Source organism: Sporosarcina luteola (assembly GCF_007991495.1).
GTDB classification, from domain to species: Bacteria; Bacillota; Bacilli; order Bacillales_A; family Planococcaceae; genus Sporosarcina; species Sporosarcina luteola.
Genome location: NZ_BJYL01000004.1, coordinates 144,436 through 164,044, shown reverse-complemented (window position 1 = coordinate 164,044; position 19,609 = coordinate 144,436). Strand labels below are relative to the sequence as shown.

Genomic DNA, 19,609 nt, shown 5'->3' with positions numbered 1-19,609 from the left:
TAAACAGCGCATAACGTTTTTCTTTTTTAACGGACGTCTATTATATATGTTAAACTGTTATGAATCATATTTATAATGGAGGAAGCAAACGATATGAATAAGACATTTGCATATGCTGCTCCGATCGTGATAGCAATCGCCATTGCACTGTCTCCAACCGCTTATGCTGTAAACGACAATAGTCAAACGATAGAAAAGAAGATAGAAACAAAATTTACAGATATTGCTCCTGATTACTGGGCGAAAAATGAAATCATGTCGCTCGTTGAGAATGGCTTGATGGAAAGATATCGCGATTTGCAATTTAGGCCTGCGGTGCCGATTACTACAGGAGAAGCTTCATTAGCCTTTTATAAGGCGTTAAAATTGCCAAAACCGGAATCTATATTATCTTATGATGATATTCAAGAAGCACAATTGTTAGAAGCGGTAAATGCAACAATCGCAACGGGGATTCTTAGCGCTCGTTCGACCCGTTCTTTCGGTGTAGACGATCCATTGACTGTTGAACAGATGGTATCAGCGCTTAATAAAGCATTCGGTGTTAACATGACTAAAGATGAACTTACAAAATTAAGCCCTCGGTATTTGGATTTCATGAATCCAGTAAAAATGAATAAGGTGCCACCTATTGTACAAGGATTCGTTCAAGAGAAATTACCTGTAGATCGTGCGACATTTGCTGTTGCTTTGTACCGGTCGCTAGCAGAGAAAGGTGTTCTCACCAACCAAAAAGACTATGTTTTATCAGAACAGATTATTTCAGATACTTACAAACCTGTCCAGTCATCAGTTGATTTAATGAAAGTTTCTTTTGATGAACATCCAATTTATCTTAGATCGACTGAGGAAATTCGTTTTGACTACCATCAACGAATTGATAATGGATTTTCGCGAGACAATATTTATACGTATTCGGTAGGTGAACAAGGGGCACTCATTGAGTTGACGGTACGCTCTTTTGATAATGGTGATTATTTTTTGTTCTCTAAACTCGACAATCCATCGGGGATGTCTTGCAAAAGGAAAATCTCGTGAAATCATATGAGCTATATCGTTTTGATGAAAATGAAATCAAAAGAAACACCGAAGATTTATTCAACACCGACATGACGTCCTATCCGACAGGCGTCCTTCGATTCATCAACGAAGACGGAACTATACAAGAAAGAATGGTCGGACAATCATACCGCTCCCAACAGTTGTCGATGGATTATGCGCATGGAGGCCATAGCCAAATGCGGGAGTTGCTAAAAGAAGATGAAGCTCTTTCATTCGCACAGGTCGATTCGACATTTTTATCCGTGCATACACTACAATCCGATGGACAAGACATTGTAGACCAATGGTATTTAAATTCGGAAAATCTACTTTTTGAAAATGACGAGCATCGTGAAGATTGGATGCTGGAAAGCGCCAAGTATTATAAGAAGCGGAACAGCTGGTACACTGCAATTGGTCCGTTCAATAAAATGGTGACAACGACGGAGCCATTGCCTGAAAATGGACAAGGCTATGGCCGTAGTCTTTTATTGTTGAAAGAAGACCGGGCATTGACGTTGTATCATCAACAGCAAGACCGTTACTTTGAAAACTTGATATTCAACTCATTCGTGAATTTGAAAAATTTCCGTGGCGAAAAGCCTTATTGGGAAACCGAAGTGACGAGCACGTATTTGAAGGACTTATACGGAATTACTGCACCATTCATCGATACGCGCTTCAATGAACAAATCGCCTTATTCTATTACCGCAGTGGTGACGAATTCGGGATAAAGGACTCGAAAGAACCGTTGCGGAGTTATGCAGATCTATTGGTGTCACGTAAAGACGAAGGGCATATAATTCCAATCGCAAAAGATGCATTTTATATTTCGGATTACTTCCCGCTCATCCAGGACGTACAAACCCACTCATCCATGAATCACGTTTTAGGTGGGATGAACATTTTACTCATGGCTTACAATGAATTTGGCGATGAGAAGTATTTGGAGACAGCGAAGTCCATCCAAAAAGCAATCACCATTCAAAAAGATGAATGGATTCGTGATAATAAAGACATTTGGTATCGGATAGCCCCTGATTTAGGCTTTAAAGGTGACGACTATAAGCATCTCACTTTAGAGGATTTGATCAACTCCTACCAATTATGGTCGGCAATCGATCCCACATACTTGCCTGTCCTTGAGGAAATGATTGAGTCAAAAGCGGCTTAATTATCCGATGAGCACCTAGGGTATACGACAAAAATTAAAAAAGGCCTCGAAGAGATCGGCCTTCTACACTACTTACCCGTCGGAGAAGAGCGGACAGATGCATTATAAAAAAGGATTGCCATCTTGATTTGCGATGGCAATCCTTTTTCACTTCCTCAATTTCCTTACTACATCCTCATCAGGTGTAACAAACAACGTCTTCTGCTCAAAATAAATAACAAAACCAGGTTTAGCACCATTCGGCTTCTTCACATGTCGAATTTCCGTAAAGTCGACCGGAACAGACGACGAACCCCTCGCCTTACTGAAATAAGCCGAAAGGACCGCTGCCTCTTCAATCGTCTGCTCATCAGGATTCGTATCATGAATGACAACATGCGATCCCGGAATATCCTTCGTATGCAACCAAACATGATCCCGTGCCGCAATCTTAAATGTCAAGTAATCATTCTGTTTATTATTTTTCCCTACCGAAATCGGAATCCCTGATGATGAAACATAGACTTCCGGAGAAGGCTTTTTCGGCTTCTGCTTCTTCTTGCCTTTTCTTGCCCGCATCAAACCTAACTCTGCCAATTCCTCGCGAATTTCTTCGATATCTTCAGGGGAAGCTTGCATGACCTGCTGTTTGATCATCTCAAAATAATCGATGTCTTCTTTCGCTTTCTCCAACTGCTCTGCAATCATAATCAATGCATTTTTAGCCTTCGTATAGCGGGAGTAATAGCGCTGGGCATTTTCAATCGGGGTTTTTCTCGGATCGAGCGGAATGGTGACAGTCGTGTTTTCCTCATAATAGTTGTCAACTACCGCTTCCGAATCGCCTTTCTGGATGGCATAGCTGTTTGCTGTCAGCAGCTCACCATATAACTGGAACGTATCGAGTTTCTTTGCCGATTTTTGCTCTTTGCCCAGTTTTTCCATCTTCAATTTCAACTTCGCGATTTCATTATCAAGCCAACGTTCCAAATCCGCCGCTTGTGATTTCACACGTTCACGTTCTGCCCGTGCGAAATAGACTTTATCAAGCAATTCACCGAGTGAATCGAACGTTGCGACCGTTTTATCGGCATATGTCAATTTTGCTGCTGAAAAGATGGTTTTATTTCCGACTTCAGCTATCGTCGGTGTTTGAGTTCCACCTTTAAATGAAGAAAGGAAGTTTTTATAGACATCATATGCGTCTTCTTCCGAGATTCCTTTCAACCGATGCAGAAGCTCTTCTCCGTGGATCGGCGAGAAACCAGAAAGTTTGCCGACAACTTTTTTGGCATTCTCCCATTCTGGCAATAATGCTAGAAACTTATGCTCATCCAACTCGAAAGGATCCAATTTCTCTTGCGGAGGGGCAGGGACATACGGCTGTCCCGGCAAAACCGTGCGATAACTGTTTACGGAAGGAGGCAAATGCTTCATGCTGTCGATAATTATATTCCGTTCCGGGTCGATCATAAGTAAATTACTATGCCGACCCATGATTTCAACAATCAGTCGTCGGTGAATATTATCCCCGATTTCATTTTTAGCCCGAATATCGAACTCGATAATTCTGTCATTACCCGATTGACGAATCGACTCGATCATTCCGCCTTCAAGATGCTTTCTTAACACCATACAAAACATCGGTGGTTCCGCTGGGTTTGCAATTGTTTCATCTGTCAGCTGCACACGGGAATACGATGGATGAGTGGAAATGAGAAGTTTATAATTGCTTCTTCCCGCCCGCACTAATAGAACAACTTCCTGTGCATTCGGCTGATGGATCTTTGAAATCCGTCCGTCTTTAATTTGCTGCAGCTCTTGTGTAATCGCTGCTGTGAATAAACCGTCAAATGCCATGATAATTCCTCTTTCAAACGTTTTGTTCCATTTTAGCACTCTCACGGTGTGATATGTTATAATATGAGAAGATTGTTTGCTATGATGAATTAAACAATATATAGAACGAACAAATTAAATATACATTGAGATTTCCGTTGTTTGGAGTGGAAGGCGGCGACTCCAGCGGGAATAGCATGAGCTGAAGACCCCGCAACGAAGCGAAGCGAAGTGAGGAGGCTGAAGCCATGCCCGCGGAAAGCGTCCGCCTGGAACGGAAAACAACTGTTTAAGTTGATCTCTTTAGTTTGTTTTATATAGAAACTTTAGATTACATAAGAAGAGGGATTATTGCATGTACAAACAACGTGGACTTCTGATCGTCCTTTCCGGCCCATCCGGCGTAGGGAAAGGGACTGTCAGAAAAGAACTGTTTCAACAACCTGATACGAACTATGAATATTCGATATCGATGACGACAAGAAGTCCGCGGGAAGGCGAGCAGGACGGTGTCGACTATTTTTTTAAATCCCGCAGTGATTTTGAAAGACTGATCAGCGAAGGAAAATTATTGGAGTATGCCGAGTACGTCGGCAACTACTACGGTACTCCTCTTGATTATGTCAATGAAACACTTGATGCCGGCAGAGATGTATTTCTTGAAATAGAAGTTGTCGGTGCTGCGCAAGTCCGTGAAAAGGTTCCCGATGGACTTTTCATCTTCCTTGCACCACCGAGTCTGTCTGAACTCGAGGATCGCTTGGTCGGAAGAGGAACGGAAAAAGCAGATGTCATTGCGAGCCGAGTGTTAAAAGCACGTGATGAACTGGAAATGATGAATTTATACGATTATGTAGTGGAAAACGACGAAGTCTCGAAAGCTTGCGATCGAATCAACGCCATCGTCACAGCTGAACATTGTCGTCGTGAACGTGTCGAAAAACGTTACTTACTTATGTTGGAAGGGGAATAATTTATGTTATATCCATCAGTTGATTCTTTAAAAGGCAAGATCGATTCGAAATACACATTAGTCACTCTTGCTGCTAAACGCGCACGTGAAATGCAGGAAAGTAAAAACGAATTACTTTCATCCTATACATCTTATAAAAATGTAGGGAAAGCTTTGGAAGAAGTGGCTGCAGGCGCTTTATCGAAACAGGTGCAAGATGCTTCCATCGTCTACGAAGACGAAATCTGATCATCCACTTTTGTTGGATGCATTTAAATAGGTTCGTGCATGACTCCCTTAGAAACAAACTTTCTTAGGGAGTTTGTCATTTTAACTGATATAACGGTAAAGGGTGGGATTGTTGTTGTTGAATAAAAAAATTCTAGTCTGTGTCACTGGCGGAATCGCCGTCTATAAATCTGTTGCGCTTGTTAGTAAATTATCACAAGCAGGAGCAGAAGTGAAAGTAATTATGACAGCCTCGGCGATGGAATTTGTACAACCTCTTGCATTCCAAGTCATGTCAAGAAACGATGTTTATTTCGATACGTTTGATGAAAAGGATTCTCGAGTCATCGCACATATAGATCTTGCAGATTGGGCAGATCTCGTCATTGTTGCACCGGCGACGGCCAACATCATCGGGAAAATTGCGAATGGAATTGCGGATGATATGGTCACTTCCACATTACTTGCTACAACGTCTGACGTTTGGATTGCTCCTGCGATGAATGTTCATATGTATGAAAATAGATCAGTCGTCCGCAATATTCAACAATTGCATGATGATGGCTTCAGTTTCATTGAACCATCTGAAGGTTTTTTGGCTTGTGGCTATGTAGGAAAAGGAAGACTTGAAGAACCTGAAAAAATAGTTGAACTGGTGAAACAAAGGTTTTTAGGTTCAACGGCAGACTTGCCGCTGTTAGGGAAAAAGATTGTTGTGACAGCAGGTCCAACGAGGGAGCGGATTGACCCGGTCCGGTACATATCCAACTTTTCAAGTGGAAAGATGGGCTATGCCATGGCGGAAGTGGCTGCCGAATTAGGTGCCGACACAGTCTTAATATCCGGACCGGTTGATTTGCCAAAGCCATCCGGAGTTAAACTTGTACAAGTGGAAAGCGCTGCAGAAATGCTCGAATCTGTTTTGTCCTATTATGATGATGCGTCGATGGTCATAAAATCTGCGGCAGTTGCGGATTACCGTCCGAAAGAGCAGCATGCGCAGAAGATGAAAAAGAAGGACGGAGATTCAACAATCGAACTTGAACGGACAACAGATATACTCAAAACGCTCGGTGATAAGAAAGAAAAACAAATCCTTGTCGGGTTTGCAGCGGAAACGAATGATGCAATTGGTTATGGGAAATCCAAACTTACCAATAAGAACTTGGATTATATTATTGTCAATGATGTAACAGATCCAGGCGGCGGATTCGGAAATGATACGAATGTCGTTACGTTATTGACGAGGAAAGGAAACCAATATCCATTCGAATCGATGCAAAAGAACGAGCTTGCAAAAGTATTGCTTAAAACGATCATTGCAGAGGAATGGCCAAATTCAAATGATCGCTGAAATCATCGTTGATGTATCTGCGTATCCAATTGATCGACCTTTTGACTACGGCGTGCCGCAGCATCTTGAAGCTGTCATCGAATGTGGTTCACGAGTAAAAGTCCCTTTTGGCCCACGGAAAATAATAGGTTACGTTACCGGACTGAAAGACGAAAGTGAAGTTGATGAAGGCAAGTTAAAACAAATTGATGAATTGATCGATCTGGAACCTGTATTCTCTTCCGAGCTTCTGACACTTTCAAAACGCTTGGCTAGGGAAACACTTTCTTATGAAATTGATGCTTTACAAGTGATGCTGCCCGCAGCAATGCGTGCAAAATACGAAAAATTCATCATTGTGAAGGAGCCCGAGAAAATCGAAGATGCCGGGTTAATGGCTTTTTTCAATGGACGGACAAGAGTCCCGTTAAAACAGGTGACCGATTCCAATCTGTTGAAAGCGATTAAAATCTATGCTGATAAAGGCATTGTAACGGTCGATACCGCAATTAGCCAACAAACAAAAGTGAAAAAAGTGAGGACCGTCCGAATAATGGATGCCTCCACTTTAACAGAGCTGGAGAAGGCGATTCATCCAAATGCAAAAAAACAGGCAGAAATGATTAAGTGGATGCTCGGGCACGCGGGTAAGACGATGGAAGCCGCTAAGCTTTTGAACGAAACTGGATTGACGAATACCGTTTTGAAAGCTCTAATTGAAAAAGGAGCGGCCTCTGAACGGCATGAAGAAATCTATCGAGAACCTGATGCTCCACGTCTGTTGGATACACCGATTCCGTTGCAACTCACTGATGAGCAGCAAAAAGCTCTTAAAGCTGTGAATGAAGCTTCCGACAAAGATAAGGCGGAAACTTTCCTCTTACACGGCGTAACTGGTAGCGGAAAAACAGAAATCTATCTGCGGGCGATCAAACATGTATTGGATAAGGGGAAAGAAGCAATTGTCCTCGTTCCGGAAATTTCGTTGACGCCACAAATGACATCCCGTTTCCAAGAGCGATTTGGAAGTTTAGTTGCTGTGATGCATAGCGGATTATCTGCAGGAGAGAAATATGATGAATGGCGGAAAATTCACCGGCGGGAAGTGAAAGTCGTCGTCGGCGCCAGATCGGCCATCTTTGCTCCGTTTGAAAACGTTGGGATCATCATTTTGGATGAAGAGCATGAGTCGACATACAAACAAGATGATACGCCACGCTATCATGCAAGGGACGTTGCGATTTGGCGTTCTGAATTTTACGGTTGCCCTGTCATTTTAGGGAGCGCAACCCCCTCACTTGAGTCATATGCTCGAGCAACGAAAGGGGTTTATACATTGCTCGAACTATCAAGACGAGCGAAAAACCAGTCTTTGCCTGCTGTAACGGTAGTCGATATGAGGGATGAATTAAAAGAAGGAAACCGCTCGATGTTCTCCGTTCAGTTGGCGGACGCTGTCCAAAAACGGCTTGATAAAAAGGAGCAGATCGTCCTTTTTCTAAATAAAAGGGGGTTCTCGTCATTCGTTTTATGCAGAGACTGTGGCACTGTCGTAGAGTGTCCAAATTGCGATATTTCCCTAACATACCACCGAGCAAATGAAAGTTTAAAATGCCATTATTGCGGCCATGAAGAGGCGGTTCCGCTCGATTGTCCGGAATGTGAAAGTGAGCATATCCGATTTTTCGGCACAGGGACGCAAAAAGCGGAAGAGGAGATCTCAAAGCTATTCCCGGAGGCAAGAGTAATTCGGATGGATGTGGATACAACCCGCCAAAAAGGAGCGCATGAACGTCTGCTTCGCCAATTCAGTGAAGGGAAGGCGGATATTCTCCTTGGAACGCAAATGATTGCGAAAGGGCTGGATTTCCCGAATATTACATTGGTTGGCGTGCTTGCTGCAGACACGACATTACATTTAGCGGACTTCCGCGCAGCTGAAAAAACATTCCAGTTAATGACACAAGTGAGCGGAAGGGCTGGCCGACATGAGTTAGCGGGGGAAGTATTCATCCAGACATACTCGCCTGAACATTACGCCATTGAGTTAGCGAAAACCCAGCATTACGAAACGTTTTATAATTTGGAAATGTTGGCACGTAAACAATACGGCTATCCTCCGTTCTTTTATATAACACTGATCCAATTTTCACATGAAGATTTATTGAAAGTGGCGGACTTTGCTGATAAAGCGACTCGGTTTATGAAGAGCAATCTTTCTCAAGACACAGTCATCATCGGACCCGCAGCAGCGGCCATCAGTCGTGTAAACAATAGATATAGATACCAATGTTTGATAAAATACAAAAAAGAGCCGAAGTTAATTGAAACGCTTCAACAGTTGATAAAAATGTACCGGACAAACTGGTTGAAGGAAGGCCTGCTTATGACGGTCGATATGGAGCCAGCCTCCATCTTTTAACAGGACACACCATAGACAGCTAGAAATGAGGAATTGATTTGGCAATACTTGAAATCGTAAAAAGCCCTTCACCGCTTTTGACACAGCGTTGTAAGGAAGTAGAGAAATTTGATGAAAAACTTGCGAAATTGCTCGATGATATGTATGAAACAATGGTAGCGGCGGACGGAGTAGGACTTGCTGCACCTCAAATCGGAGAACTTGTCAGAGTCGCGATCGTCGATTTAGGAGAAGGCGACGACGTTATTGAAATGATAAATCCAGTTGTCACTGCCATCGGAGGTTCCGAAGTAGATGTGGAAGGCTGTTTAAGTTTCCCCGGTTTATATGGAGAAGTGGAGCGTCCCTTCTTTGTACGTGTAGAAGCGCAGGAACGGGACGGCTCGTTATATGAGCTGGAAGCAGAAGACTATGAAGCGCGCGCAATCCTCCATGAAATCGACCATTTGGACGGTATCCTCTTCGATTCTAAAATCAAGCGGATTGTTGATCCGGAGGAATTTAATGAAGTCGATGAGGAGGAAAAAGCGGAATGACGAAAATCGTATTCATGGGAACACCGGACTTCTCCGTGCCGGTTTTGACGATGTTGCATGACGAAGGCTTTGAAATCGCAGCAGTTGTCACGCAACCCGATCGTCCGGTCGGCAGAAAGCGGGTCCTTACTCCGCCCCCAGTCAAAGGGGAAGCAGTCCGTCTAGGGTTACCTGTATTGCAACCCGAAAAACTAAAAAATTCGACGGAGTTATCGGAGATCATTCAACTAAAACCGGATCTTATCGTAACAGCTGCTTACGGTCAAATATTGCCAAAAGAATTGCTTGACGCACCTCGCTTTGGCTGCATTAACGTGCATGCTTCTCTATTGCCGAAATATAGGGGAGGCGCTCCAATCCATCAAGCCGTCATCGACGGGGAAACGGAAACTGGAGTGACCATCATGTATATGGTGCAGAAATTGGATGCAGGTGACATTATTTCACAAGTTCGTGTCCCTATTGAAGAAACGGATACTACCGGTATACTTTTTGAAAAGTTGTCCATTGCCGGCATGGAATTATTAAAGGAAACGCTTCCTTCGATATTAGCCGGAACGAATGAACGTATTCAACAAGATGAACAATACGTCTCCTTTGCAGGAAATATTACACGTGAGCAAGAAAAAATTGATTGGTCACGCGGAGGAACTGCGATATACAATCAAATCCGCGGCTTATATCCTTGGCCAGGAGCATACTCGGTTTTCCAAGGGGAAAACGTCAAGATTTGGAAAGCAGAGAAATCTGATATCGATTCGGATCAATCACCCGGGACACTTATTAAATTGTTGAAGGACAGGCTTATTATAAAAACTGGGGATCATACTTCGATTGCTATTACCGAATTGCAGCCAGCCGGAAAAAAGCGATTGTCTGCTGAGGAATTCATGAATGGAGTAGGAGCCAAATGGAGCGAAGGGGATCATTTCGAATGACAAATCCCAAAAAGAAAATTTGGAATGGAAATGTCCGTGACGCAGCCTTATCGATTTTGATGGAAATTAATGATAATCAGGCATATAGCAACTTACTTCTAAACCGGACGATCAAAAAATACGCCATCGATCCTAAAGACAAAGGTTTATTGACAGAGTTAACATATGGATCGTTGCAGCATAGAATGACGTTGGATTATTACTTGGAACCTTTTGTAAAAGGAAAGCTTGATGCTTGGGTGAGGGAACTATTGCGGTTATCCATTTACCAAATTATTTATTTAACGAAGATTCCTCCGCATGCAGTCGTCCATGAAGCTGTAGAAATCGCAAAAAGGCGTGGCCATAAAGGGATTGCAGCAACAGTGAATGGCATATTACGTTCTGTTTTGCGTAAAGGAGTGCGCCCGCTAGAAGACATCAAGGATGATATTGAAAGAATATCAATTGAAACAAGTCACCCAACGTGGTTGATCAACCGTTGGATTGAGCAATACGGCAAGGAAGAGGCATGGGCGATGGCCCATGAAAATAATCATCCAGCCCGAATGACGGCCAGGGTAAACTCTTTAAAATCGACAGTGGAGGACACTTTGATTGCATTGTCGAAAGAGGGAATCGATGCAACTAAGGGAGAAGTTGTTTCCGAAAGCATCCAAGCATCAAGTGGAAGTTTGGCGAATACGGAAGCTTATTCAAACGGACTATTGACTATCCAAGATGAAAGTTCCATGTTGCCAGTTCTTGCACTTGACCTTAAACCGGATATGAAAGTGCTTGACATGTGTGCGGCGCCAGGAGGAAAAACAACATTCATCGCAGAAAAAATGAATGATAAAGGTGAAATTTATGCACATGATCTGCATGAGCATAAACTGGCTTTAATCGAGTCGAATGCACAACGGCTTGGCATCAGTTCCATCAAGACGAAGAGCGGTGATAGCAGGGAATTGGAATCCATTTATGAGCCTTCCTCCTTTGACCGGATCCTTGTCGATGCACCTTGCAGCGGTTTGGGCGTCATTCGTCGAAAGCCGGAAATTAAATATAATAAGACCGAGCAGGATTTGGATAAATTAGTTGGAATCCAAGGACAATTGCTTGATACAGCCTATCGTCTCATCAAAGAGGATGGGATAATCGTCTACAGCACTTGTACAGTCGACTATGAAGAAAATGAAGGAATGGTACGTAAATTCCTTGATAAACATCCCGATATTGAATTAGTCCCGCTGGATGCATTAAGCAATCATGCACCATTAGCGATTAAGGACGATATGTTGCAAGTGCTGCCACAGCATTTTGGAAGTGATGGATTTTTTGTTGCTGCTTTTCGAAAAAGGTGAAGAAGTTGTATTAAAGGGGGGACGAGTGTTGCGATTCGAAGTGCTGACGGATATTGGTCGAAAGCGGACAGTAAATGAAGATTGCGCGGCAGTTTTTACAATTAAAGATGGGCCGACGCTAGCTATTATTGCTGATGGCATGGGGGGGCATCGTGGTGGGGATTATGCAAGCTCAACAGCAGTTCAAATACTTGGGGAAAAATTTTTGAAAGTTGAAAATCCCAAGAGTCTAGATGAAGAAGACTGGAAAGAACTATTGCAAGAAATGATTTTATACGTAAACCGCACTATATTCAATATCGCAGAAAAAGATGAGAATTTTAAAGGCATGGGAACCACGTTGGATGCTGTTCTCATTTATGGCAATAAAGGTCTAGTCACTCATGTCGGCGATAGTCGAGTATACATGATAGACGAAAGGGAGATTTTGCAAATCACGAAAGACCATTCGTTCGTCAATATATTGCTTGATTCGGGGGAAATCACTGAAGAGGAAGCGGCAAAACATCCTCAAAGAAATTGGATCATGAGGGCAGTCGGATCAGAAAAATTCATTACCCCTGATTTTTACAATATTGAATTGAACGGTCAGACCTATTTGTTGATCTGTACAGACGGATTGAGCAATAAAGTCGACAACGAACGGATCCATCGTATCGTCGCAACGGACGGGGATCTTCGAGATAAAGCAATGGAATTGATAAGGCTTGCCAATGAAATGGGCGGAGAAGATAACATTTCCGTCATTTTAGCTGGTCCTTCAGCTTCGGAGGTGAGTCAACAATGATAGGCAAACGAATCGGTGGGCGTTACGAAGTGATCCGAGGAATCGGAGAAGGTGGTATGTCGAAAGTCTATTTAGCGCACGATATCATCTTGGATCGCGATGTTGCAATCAAAGTATTGAATTACGATTTTGCCAATGAGGAAGATTTGAAAAGAAGATTCCAACGCGAAGCACTTTCCGCTACAAGTTTGACTCATCCACATATCGTTAATATATTCGATGTCGGGGAGGATGGAGAGCTTCATTATTTTGTCATGGAATATATTGAAGGTCAGACGTTAAAGAAATTCATTCAGACTAACGGTCCATTAAAAGTTGCTCAAGCGGTTGGCATCATGAAACAATTAGTATCAGCGATTGCAAATGCCCATCATAATGGCATTATCCATCGAGACATAAAACCGCAAAATATTTTAATGGATTCAGAAGGCAATGTGAAAATTACTGACTTTGGAATTGCGATGGCGCTTAGTGCGACGGCTCATACGAAAACGAACTCGGTTATCGGAACTGTTCATTATTTATCTCCTGAACAGGCCAGAGGCGGCATGGCAACAAAAAAATCGGATATCTATTCATTGGGGATTGTCTTTTATGAGTTATTAACCGGTGAGCTGCCATTTTCAGCAGAGACCGCCGTGGCGATCGCTCTTAAACATTTACAGGAGGAAACGCCTTCAGTTCGGCTGACATTTCCTGACATTCCTCAAAGTGTAGAAAATGTCATTTTAAAAGCGACTGCAAAAGACGCTACATATAGATATCGATCTGCAGATGAAATGTATGATGATTTGTTTTCAGTTCTATCTCCCGAGAGGCAGCATGAAGCGAAATTCAACGTACCTTTTGATGACGATAAGACCCGGATCATTCCCGCAATAACGGAAACTTCGAAATTTGATGAGTCGGAGACGACGAAAAAAATTGAACCGGTTGTTCCGGAAGCAAAACCGCCAGTGAAAAAGAAACGTAGAAAGTGGCCAATCATACTAGGTATTTCAATTGGCCTTATAGCCATCGCTTTATTGGCCATCTTTTTGCCTTCCTTATTAGGAACGAAAGAAAAGGCTATCCCGGATGTCGTCGGATATGATGAAGCGGAAGCGATCGATCGATTGACGGAAGCAGGTTTCGTCGTGGAAGAGTCCATAGAAGACTATTCCGATGAATTTGAAAAAGGGCAGGTTTTCCGTACAATTCCTGAGGCGGATAAGAAGCGGAAAGTCGGTTCCCCTGTAACGCTTTATGTGAGTACAGGCAAGAAAACGACAGAAATGACTGACTACACGGGTCGTGACTTTGACGATGAATTTGCAAGTTTTCTCGAAAATATTTTTAAATCCGTCGATACGAAGAACGTTCACTCTGATGAGCCGAAAGGGCGGATTATAGGACAGAATCCGGAAGTCGGGGAGGAAGTTGTACCCGAAGATACGGATCTTCTGTTAACAGTGAGTCTAGGAAAAGAAGTTCAGCTAGTAGACGATCTTACGGGATATAATCAGAACCAGTTAAAGGAATATGGAAAGACATCCGGTTTTGATATACGCGCGATTCGAGAAGAATTCCACGATACGATTCCGGAAGGTCATGTCATTTGGCAAAAGCCTGCCGCTCACACTGAAGTTGAAAAAGGAGCTAAAATCGATGTTGCGATTTCGAAAGGTAAGGAAAAGAAATCTGTTAAATATACGGTGAAACGGATTGACATTCCATATGAGCCTACGGTCGTGGATGATTTTGAAGAAGAACCGGATGAGCCTGAACCGCAAACTGTTAAAATCTATGTTCAAGATAGCAAACATTCGATGGCAGATCCGTTTGATGAATTCGAAATCACTGAAGATACCCGCACGATGGTTCCAATTGAATTGGAAGAAGGGCAACGGGGCGGATATAGAGTCGTCAGAGACAATACCGTCATCAAGGAAGAGATGTTCGATTACGACGATATCGAAGAATAAGAAAGAGGGATTGGATGCCGGAAGGACAAATTAGAAAAGCGATTAGCGGTTTTTATTACGTGAAAAAAGATGATGGGGAAACGGTTCAATGCAAAGGTAGGGGAGTATTCAGAAATAGAGGAATCTCCCCTCTCGTTGGCGATTTCGTAACAATTGTTCGCGAAGGTGACAATGATGCAACGATTACAGAAGTGCATGAAAGAAATAATGAACTCGTCAGGCCGCCTATTTCTAACGTTGACCAAGCATTGCTAGTGTTTTCAATCGTTGAACCGGATTTCAGCCTTCATTTACTGGATCGATTTCTCGTCGTCATCGAATCGGTTGGAATTCAACCGGTGATTTGTCTGACGAAAAAGGACATTGCGGATGAAAAAGGTCTTCAACATGCGGAGGCCGCAATGCAATATTATAAAGGGATCGGATATGAGGTCGTTAAGACCTTTATCGGAGATTCTGGCTTATCATCGACATTGAAACCGTTCTTGCAAGGAAAAACGACCGTGCTTGCGGGTCAATCCGGGGTTGGCAAATCGACGTTGTTAAACACATTAATTCCCGAGTTATCTTTAAAGACCGGTGAAATTTCTGAAGCATTAGGAAGAGGAAAGCATACAACCCGCCATGTGGAACTGATTGAAGTGGAAGGCGGGCTTGTTGCGGATACTCCTGGATTTAGTTCGCTTGATTTCGATCATATCGAAAAAGAAGAGCTTCGCGATTACTTTGTCGATATGGAAAGCGTGGCGCAAGATTGTAAATTCAGAGGTTGCTTGCATCTGAAGGAACCGGGATGTGCAGTAAAAGAGAAAGTAGAGACGGGAGAAATCATAAGTTCCCGTTATGACAATTATGTACAGTTCATGCAAGAGATTACTGACCGAAAGCCGAGGTATCCGAAAAATGATTAAAATTGCACCATCGATTTTAGCAGCTGACTTTTCAAAGTTGGCAGATGAAGTAAAAGAAGTAGAAAAAGCAGGAGCAGAGCTTATTCATATTGATGTAATGGACGGACATTTCGTTCCGAATATTACGATGGGGCCAATTGTTGTCGAAGCGTTGCGGCCCGTTACAGAACTTCCTTTAGATGTTCATCTCATGATTGACAATCCTGATGCATATATTGAACAGTTCGCTAAAGCAGGAGCTGACTACATTACTGTCCATGTTGAAGCTTGTAGACACTTGCACCGCACGATCCAGCTGATACGCTCCTACGGTGTTAAACCGGGTGTCGTTCTGAACCCGCATACACCTGTCGAGCAGATCATTCACATTCTGGAAGATGTCGATCTAGTGTTATTCATGACAGTAAATCCAGGTTTCGGCGGACAGAAGTTCATCCATTCGGTTATTCCGAAGGTGAAACAATTGTCTGATCTCATCAAGGAAAAAGGTTTGGACATCGAAATCGAAATTGATGGGGGCATTAATGAGGAAACGATCATTCCTTGTGCTCAGGCAGGTGCAACGATCTTTGTCGCTGGATCGGCCATCTACAATGCGGAAGATCGTGCTGAAGCATTGAAACGGATTAAATTGGCAGGAGAAAGTGTGCTGAATTGATGAGAAGAGTTGTCGTTTGTGCAGGTGGACCCCGTGAAGAATTACCTGATCTATCAGCAATGCAATCGGATCAAACAATTTTCATCGGAGTGGATAGAGGGGCTCTTCATTTACTGAATGAAGGGATTGTGCCGAAGGAAGCCGTCGGTGATTTTGATTCGGTAAGCGTTGAAGAATTCCAATTGATCCAGTCTTCGGTGGAAAAGGTTGATTCATTCCAATCGGAAAAAGACGAGACGGATACGGAATTGGCGGTCGCGCGTGCCATTGCCTACCAACCTGAGGAAATTATTTTGACGGGTGTTACAGGTGGAAGATTGGATCATTTTGAATCCGCGTTGCAGTTGTTATATAGGTCGCAGCTTGCGAATAAAGATATTGTGTTATTCATTAAAAGCTCCAACAATGAATTATCAATTTTGCACCCAGGAGTCCATCGGGTGAAAAAAATCGTAGAGCTTCCCTATATTTCATTTTTCCCTTTTGGTGAAACGGTAGTAGGCCTCACTTTAACAGGTTTCAAGTATGAAACGGTTAATGCCCGCATAGAAATGGGTATGACCAAATTTACAAGCAATGAAGCAAATGCAGAAGTTTGTACTATCTCTTTCCGGCAAGGCATATGCTTAATGGTAAGGAGTTCAGATTCCTGAAAGGAGCGGGGAATTGCGAGTCTATACATTCACGATGCCGAAGTTTCTCAGTAGTTTTGTCCGAAAATGCATGGTTGTCTTCCAAAAAGATGATAAGCAGAAGAGCCAGGCAGCAGCAAGTGCAAGCCAGCGCAACAGAAAAAAGAAAAAAGAAAAAACGTCAGGCTGAACTCATTCGGCCTGGCGTTTTATTTCTTTTTATTATGGTATTGTCCAGCTCCAACGACCAGTTCCTCGGGTCATAAGCCATATTGGCTACGCGGCAAAGAACGCCACTTCACCAATCCGTCTTATGCCTGTCGGACCTAAACGGTCGTTTCCGCATTTCGTTATACGCGTTGCACTTTACCTGATTTAAGTGCTCTTGCGGATACCCAAACACGTTTTGGTTTACCGTTAACAAGAATACGGACTTTTTGAAGGTTTGCTCCCCAAGTACGTCTGTTAGCGTTCATTGCGTGTGAACGGGCATTTCCAGCACGGGCTTTACGTCCAGTAATTACACATTCTTTAGCCATTTTTATGACCTCCTCGCTAAAATTGATTAAGCGATTCACTATCTAATTCGCATACCATAATACTTTATCACAGGAAATAATGGCTTGCAACCTTTTTTACTGAACCTTTCAAGGGAAATGCCTTTACAGATTTCATTTGTATATCGGGTAGTTCTTCTTTTATAATGATTACTTGTATAGTACAATGAGGATAGCGAAAAGGATGCAGGAGGGGAAGCTTTCATGTCAATTGAATTGAAAAACGATTACGGTAAAATAGATATTACGAATGACGTCATTGCACAAGTGGTTGGAGAGGCGGCAATCGAATGCTACGGAATTGTAGGCATGGCTTCACGTCATCAGATCCGGGATGGGCTTACAGATATCCTTGGAAAAGAAAATTATGCAAGAGGAGTTATTGTGAGAAATATCGGCGATGAAACACATATTGATATGTATGTCATCATTGGATACGGCACTAAAATCTCCGAGGTTGCATACCAAGTGCAATCCAAAGTTATATACACTTTACAAAAGACATTATCGTTAACGGTGGATTCAGTGAATATATTTGTTCAAGGAGTTCGGGTGACGAGCTGATAGAAGGAGGAAAACATTTCAATGAATTTTATTGATGGTGTGAAATTTGCCGACATGGTGAAGATGGGGGCTCATCACCTTCATCTGAATGCCGACTATGTCGATTCACTAAACGTGTTTCCTGTACCCGATGGTGATACAGGGACAAATATGAATTTATCTATGACGTCGGGTGCGAAGGAAACGGAAGCGCATGTATCTGCACATCTGGGAAAGACTGCCCAAGCTTTATCCAAGGGGCTCTTAATGGGTGCTAGAGGGAATTCAGGCGTTATTCTTTCTCAATTGTTCCGCGGTTTTGGAAAAGCGATTGAAGATGAAGAGAAATTGGATAGTGTAAAATTTGCCGAAGCATTGAATTACGGAGTGGAAACTGCCTATAAAGCGGTGATGAAGCCGGTGGAAGGCACAATTTTGACTGTCGCGAAAGACGCTGCAAACAAAGGCGTTGAAGCTGCAAAAACAAGCCAAGACATCATTGACGTTATGGAAGCGATAGTGGCTGAATCAAAAGCTTCATTGAAAAGGACCCCTGATCTGCTTCCTGTGTTAAAGGAAGTCGGTGTTGTAGATAGTGGTGGACAAGGCCTTGTCTATGTATATGAAGGCTTTTTGGCATGCTTGAAAGGTGAAGCGCTTCCTGAACGTTCTGTCGTTGAATCGATGGATGATCTCGTTAATGCGGAACATCATCGTGGTGTTCAAGGTTACATGAATACGGAAGATATCGTATTCGGTTACTGCACGGAATTCATGGTGAAATTCGAAGAGGAAAAAGTGAAGGGAAATCCGTTCGAAGAAGGAGATTTCCGACAAGATCTCAGTAAGCTGGGAGATTCATTACTTGTCATTTCAGACGACGAAATCGCAAAAGTACATATTCACACAGAAGAACCGGGTGAGGCCCTGAATTATGCACAGCAATATGGTTCTCTTATCAACATTAAAATTGAGAATATGCGACAGCAGCACATCAATATTGTCGGTGAAGACCATTCCGCTAAAAAAGATGAAAAGATTGCGCATCCTTATGCTATCGTTACGGTCGCGATGGGGGATGGAATTGCGGAACTGCTGAAGAGCATAGGTGCATCCGCGGTGATTGAAGGCGGCCAGACAATGAATCCTTCAACTGAAGACATCGTCAAAGCGATAAAGGATGTCGGTGCTGAACGAGTCATCATCTTGCCGAATAACAAAAACATTATTATGGCAGCGAAACAAGCGGCTGAAGTGGTCGGTATCGAAGCAGCTGTCGTCGAAACAAAATCGGTGCCTGAGGGATTGGCAGCTATATTAGCCTTTAATCCAGAAGCAGAAGTTGCCGAAAATGAAAGAAGTATGTCTAAAGCTGCATCGAATGTAAAGACTGGACAAGTCACACATTCGATCAGAGATACATCCATTGATGGAATTGATATTCAAAAAGATGATTTTATGGGCCTTGCCGGAAATAAGATCATCATCTCCGAGCCTTCTTTGGATGAAGTAATTAAAACATTGCTTAGTTCATTAATTGATGAAGATGATGAAATCGTAACGATTATCTATGGTGAGAACGTCGCGGAATCTGAAGCATCTGAACTTGCAAGCTTTGTGGAGTCAACTTATGACCATGTTGAAGTAGAACTATATAACGGTAAACAACCACTTTACCCATATATCCTATCTGTAGAGTAATCAGAATTAGAAGACGGTACGCACTTATAGGCGTGCCGTTTTCTCTATTTTGTCTTTATTAATGTTT

General features: G+C 42.8%; 19 protein-coding genes. 17 read left to right on the top strand and 2 right to left on the bottom strand.

What is annotated here, in order from left to right:
* The first annotated feature begins 93 nt into the window (after nt 1-93).
* Nucleotides 94-1,038, top strand: a complete 945-nt coding sequence (locus SLU01_RS01975; RefSeq protein ID WP_170232550.1) for an S-layer homology domain-containing protein — start codon at nt 94-96, stop codon at nt 1,036-1,038.
* Nucleotides 1,035-2,216, top strand: a complete 1,182-nt coding sequence (locus SLU01_RS01970) for a hypothetical protein (protein ID WP_147054772.1) — start codon at nt 1,035-1,037, stop codon at nt 2,214-2,216. Before SLU01_RS01975 ends, SLU01_RS01970 begins: the two co-directional genes overlap by 4 nt.
* 147 nt (nt 2,217-2,363) lie before the next feature.
* Here SLU01_RS01970 and SLU01_RS01965 read toward each other — a convergent pair whose 3' ends face one another.
* Nucleotides 2,364-4,055 carry an Rqc2 family fibronectin-binding protein gene (locus SLU01_RS01965; RefSeq protein WP_147054770.1) on the bottom strand — a complete coding sequence of 564 codons (1,692 nt, stop codon included), beginning with the start codon at nt 4,053-4,055 and terminating at the stop codon, nt 2,364-2,366.
* A gap of 334 nt (nt 4,056-4,389) precedes the next feature.
* Here SLU01_RS01965 and gmk point away from each other — a divergent pair, with 334 nt between their 5' ends.
* From gmk to spoVM, 13 genes are all read left to right on the top strand, one after another.
* The gene (gene gmk, locus SLU01_RS01960) at nt 4,390-5,007 is read left to right on the top strand and encodes a guanylate kinase (protein WP_147054769.1); all 618 of its coding nucleotides are present in this window, start codon (nt 4,390-4,392) and stop codon (nt 5,005-5,007) included.
* Between the two features lie 3 nt (nt 5,008-5,010).
* Complete coding sequence (rpoZ, locus tag SLU01_RS01955) at nt 5,011-5,235, top strand: DNA-directed RNA polymerase subunit omega (RefSeq protein WP_147054767.1); 225 nt, start codon at nt 5,011-5,013, stop codon at nt 5,233-5,235.
* A gap of 112 nt (nt 5,236-5,347) precedes the next feature.
* Nucleotides 5,348-6,568 (top strand): bifunctional phosphopantothenoylcysteine decarboxylase/phosphopantothenate--cysteine ligase CoaBC, encoded by a 1,221-nt coding sequence (gene coaBC / locus SLU01_RS01950; RefSeq protein ID WP_147054765.1) that lies wholly within the window; start codon nt 5,348-5,350, stop codon nt 6,566-6,568.
* Nucleotides 6,558-8,969, top strand: coding sequence for a primosomal protein N' (priA, locus tag SLU01_RS01945; RefSeq protein WP_147054763.1), 2,412 nt, complete (start codon nt 6,558-6,560; stop codon nt 8,967-8,969). The genes coaBC and priA overlap by 11 nt, the downstream gene beginning before the upstream one ends.
* Nucleotides 8,970-9,007: 38 nt before the next feature.
* Nucleotides 9,008-9,505: a peptide deformylase gene (def, locus tag SLU01_RS01940; RefSeq protein WP_147054761.1), complete on the top strand. Its 498-nt coding sequence runs from the start codon at nt 9,008-9,010 to the stop codon at nt 9,503-9,505.
* Nucleotides 9,502-10,443, top strand: a complete 942-nt coding sequence (gene fmt / locus SLU01_RS01935) for a methionyl-tRNA formyltransferase (RefSeq protein ID WP_147054759.1) — start codon at nt 9,502-9,504, stop codon at nt 10,441-10,443. Before def ends, fmt begins: the two co-directional genes overlap by 4 nt.
* The gene (gene rsmB / locus SLU01_RS01930; protein ID WP_147054757.1) at nt 10,440-11,789 is read left to right on the top strand and encodes a 16S rRNA (cytosine(967)-C(5))-methyltransferase RsmB; all 1,350 of its coding nucleotides are present in this window, start codon (nt 10,440-10,442) and stop codon (nt 11,787-11,789) included. The genes fmt and rsmB overlap by 4 nt, the downstream gene beginning before the upstream one ends.
* A gap of 25 nt (nt 11,790-11,814) precedes the next feature.
* Nucleotides 11,815-12,576, top strand: coding sequence for a Stp1/IreP family PP2C-type Ser/Thr phosphatase (locus tag SLU01_RS01925; RefSeq protein ID WP_246110838.1), 762 nt, complete (start codon nt 11,815-11,817; stop codon nt 12,574-12,576).
* Complete coding sequence (gene pknB / locus SLU01_RS01920) at nt 12,573-14,540, top strand: Stk1 family PASTA domain-containing Ser/Thr kinase (protein ID WP_147054755.1); 1,968 nt, start codon at nt 12,573-12,575, stop codon at nt 14,538-14,540. The genes SLU01_RS01925 and pknB overlap by 4 nt, the downstream gene beginning before the upstream one ends.
* 14 nt (nt 14,541-14,554) lie before the next feature.
* Nucleotides 14,555-15,451, top strand: coding sequence for a ribosome small subunit-dependent GTPase A (gene rsgA, locus SLU01_RS01915; protein WP_147054754.1), 897 nt, complete (start codon nt 14,555-14,557; stop codon nt 15,449-15,451).
* Nucleotides 15,444-16,109 (top strand): ribulose-phosphate 3-epimerase, encoded by a 666-nt coding sequence (gene rpe / locus SLU01_RS01910; protein ID WP_147054752.1) that lies wholly within the window; start codon nt 15,444-15,446, stop codon nt 16,107-16,109. The genes rsgA and rpe overlap by 8 nt, the downstream gene beginning before the upstream one ends.
* The gene (locus SLU01_RS01905; RefSeq protein WP_147054750.1) at nt 16,109-16,762 is read left to right on the top strand and encodes a thiamine diphosphokinase; all 654 of its coding nucleotides are present in this window, start codon (nt 16,109-16,111) and stop codon (nt 16,760-16,762) included. The genes rpe and SLU01_RS01905 overlap by 1 nt, the downstream gene beginning before the upstream one ends.
* Before the next feature lie 13 nt (nt 16,763-16,775).
* The gene (gene spoVM / locus SLU01_RS01900; protein WP_147054748.1) at nt 16,776-16,931 is read left to right on the top strand and encodes a stage V sporulation protein SpoVM; all 156 of its coding nucleotides are present in this window, start codon (nt 16,776-16,778) and stop codon (nt 16,929-16,931) included.
* 160 nt (nt 16,932-17,091) lie between these two features.
* On the opposite strand, the gene rpmB is transcribed toward spoVM, so the two are convergent.
* Complete coding sequence (gene rpmB / locus SLU01_RS01895) at nt 17,092-17,280, bottom strand: 50S ribosomal protein L28 (RefSeq protein WP_041073990.1); 189 nt, start codon at nt 17,278-17,280, stop codon at nt 17,092-17,094.
* A gap of 222 nt (nt 17,281-17,502) precedes the next feature.
* Here rpmB and SLU01_RS01890 point away from each other — a divergent pair, with 222 nt between their 5' ends.
* Together SLU01_RS01890 and fakA are read left to right on the top strand one after the other, a co-directional pair.
* Entirely contained in the window at nt 17,503-17,862 is a 360-nt protein-coding gene (locus tag SLU01_RS01890) for an Asp23/Gls24 family envelope stress response protein (RefSeq protein WP_147054746.1), read from the top strand.
* A gap of 21 nt (nt 17,863-17,883) precedes the next feature.
* Complete coding sequence (gene fakA / locus SLU01_RS01885) at nt 17,884-19,542, top strand: DAK2 domain-containing protein (RefSeq protein ID WP_147054744.1); 1,659 nt, start codon at nt 17,884-17,886, stop codon at nt 19,540-19,542.
* Nucleotides 19,543-19,609 lie beyond the last annotated feature (67 nt).

Coding starts and splice junctions, on each gene's coding strand:
- SLU01_RS01965 (WP_147054770.1), bottom strand. CDS start 4,055: ATGGCATTTGACGGTTTATTCACAGCAGCGATTACACAAGAGCTGCAG.
- SLU01_RS01975 (WP_170232550.1), top strand. CDS start 94: ATGAATAAGACATTTGCATATGCTGCTCCGATCGTGATAGCAATCGCC.
- pknB (WP_147054755.1), top strand. CDS start 12,573: ATGATAGGCAAACGAATCGGTGGGCGTTACGAAGTGATCCGAGGAATC.
- SLU01_RS01890 (WP_147054746.1), top strand. CDS start 17,503: ATGTCAATTGAATTGAAAAACGATTACGGTAAAATAGATATTACGAAT.
- rsgA (WP_147054754.1), top strand. CDS start 14,555: ATGCCGGAAGGACAAATTAGAAAAGCGATTAGCGGTTTTTATTACGTG.
- priA (WP_147054763.1), top strand. CDS start 6,558: ATGATCGCTGAAATCATCGTTGATGTATCTGCGTATCCAATTGATCGA.
- fakA (WP_147054744.1), top strand. CDS start 17,884: ATGAATTTTATTGATGGTGTGAAATTTGCCGACATGGTGAAGATGGGG.
- gmk (WP_147054769.1), top strand. CDS start 4,390: ATGTACAAACAACGTGGACTTCTGATCGTCCTTTCCGGCCCATCCGGC.
- fmt (WP_147054759.1), top strand. CDS start 9,502: ATGACGAAAATCGTATTCATGGGAACACCGGACTTCTCCGTGCCGGTT.
- SLU01_RS01905 (WP_147054750.1), top strand. CDS start 16,109: ATGAGAAGAGTTGTCGTTTGTGCAGGTGGACCCCGTGAAGAATTACCT.
- rpmB (WP_041073990.1), bottom strand. CDS start 17,280: ATGGCTAAAGAATGTGTAATTACTGGACGTAAAGCCCGTGCTGGAAAT.
- rsmB (WP_147054757.1), top strand. CDS start 10,440: ATGACAAATCCCAAAAAGAAAATTTGGAATGGAAATGTCCGTGACGCA.
- rpe (WP_147054752.1), top strand. CDS start 15,444: ATGATTAAAATTGCACCATCGATTTTAGCAGCTGACTTTTCAAAGTTG.
- rpoZ (WP_147054767.1), top strand. CDS start 5,011: ATGTTATATCCATCAGTTGATTCTTTAAAAGGCAAGATCGATTCGAAA.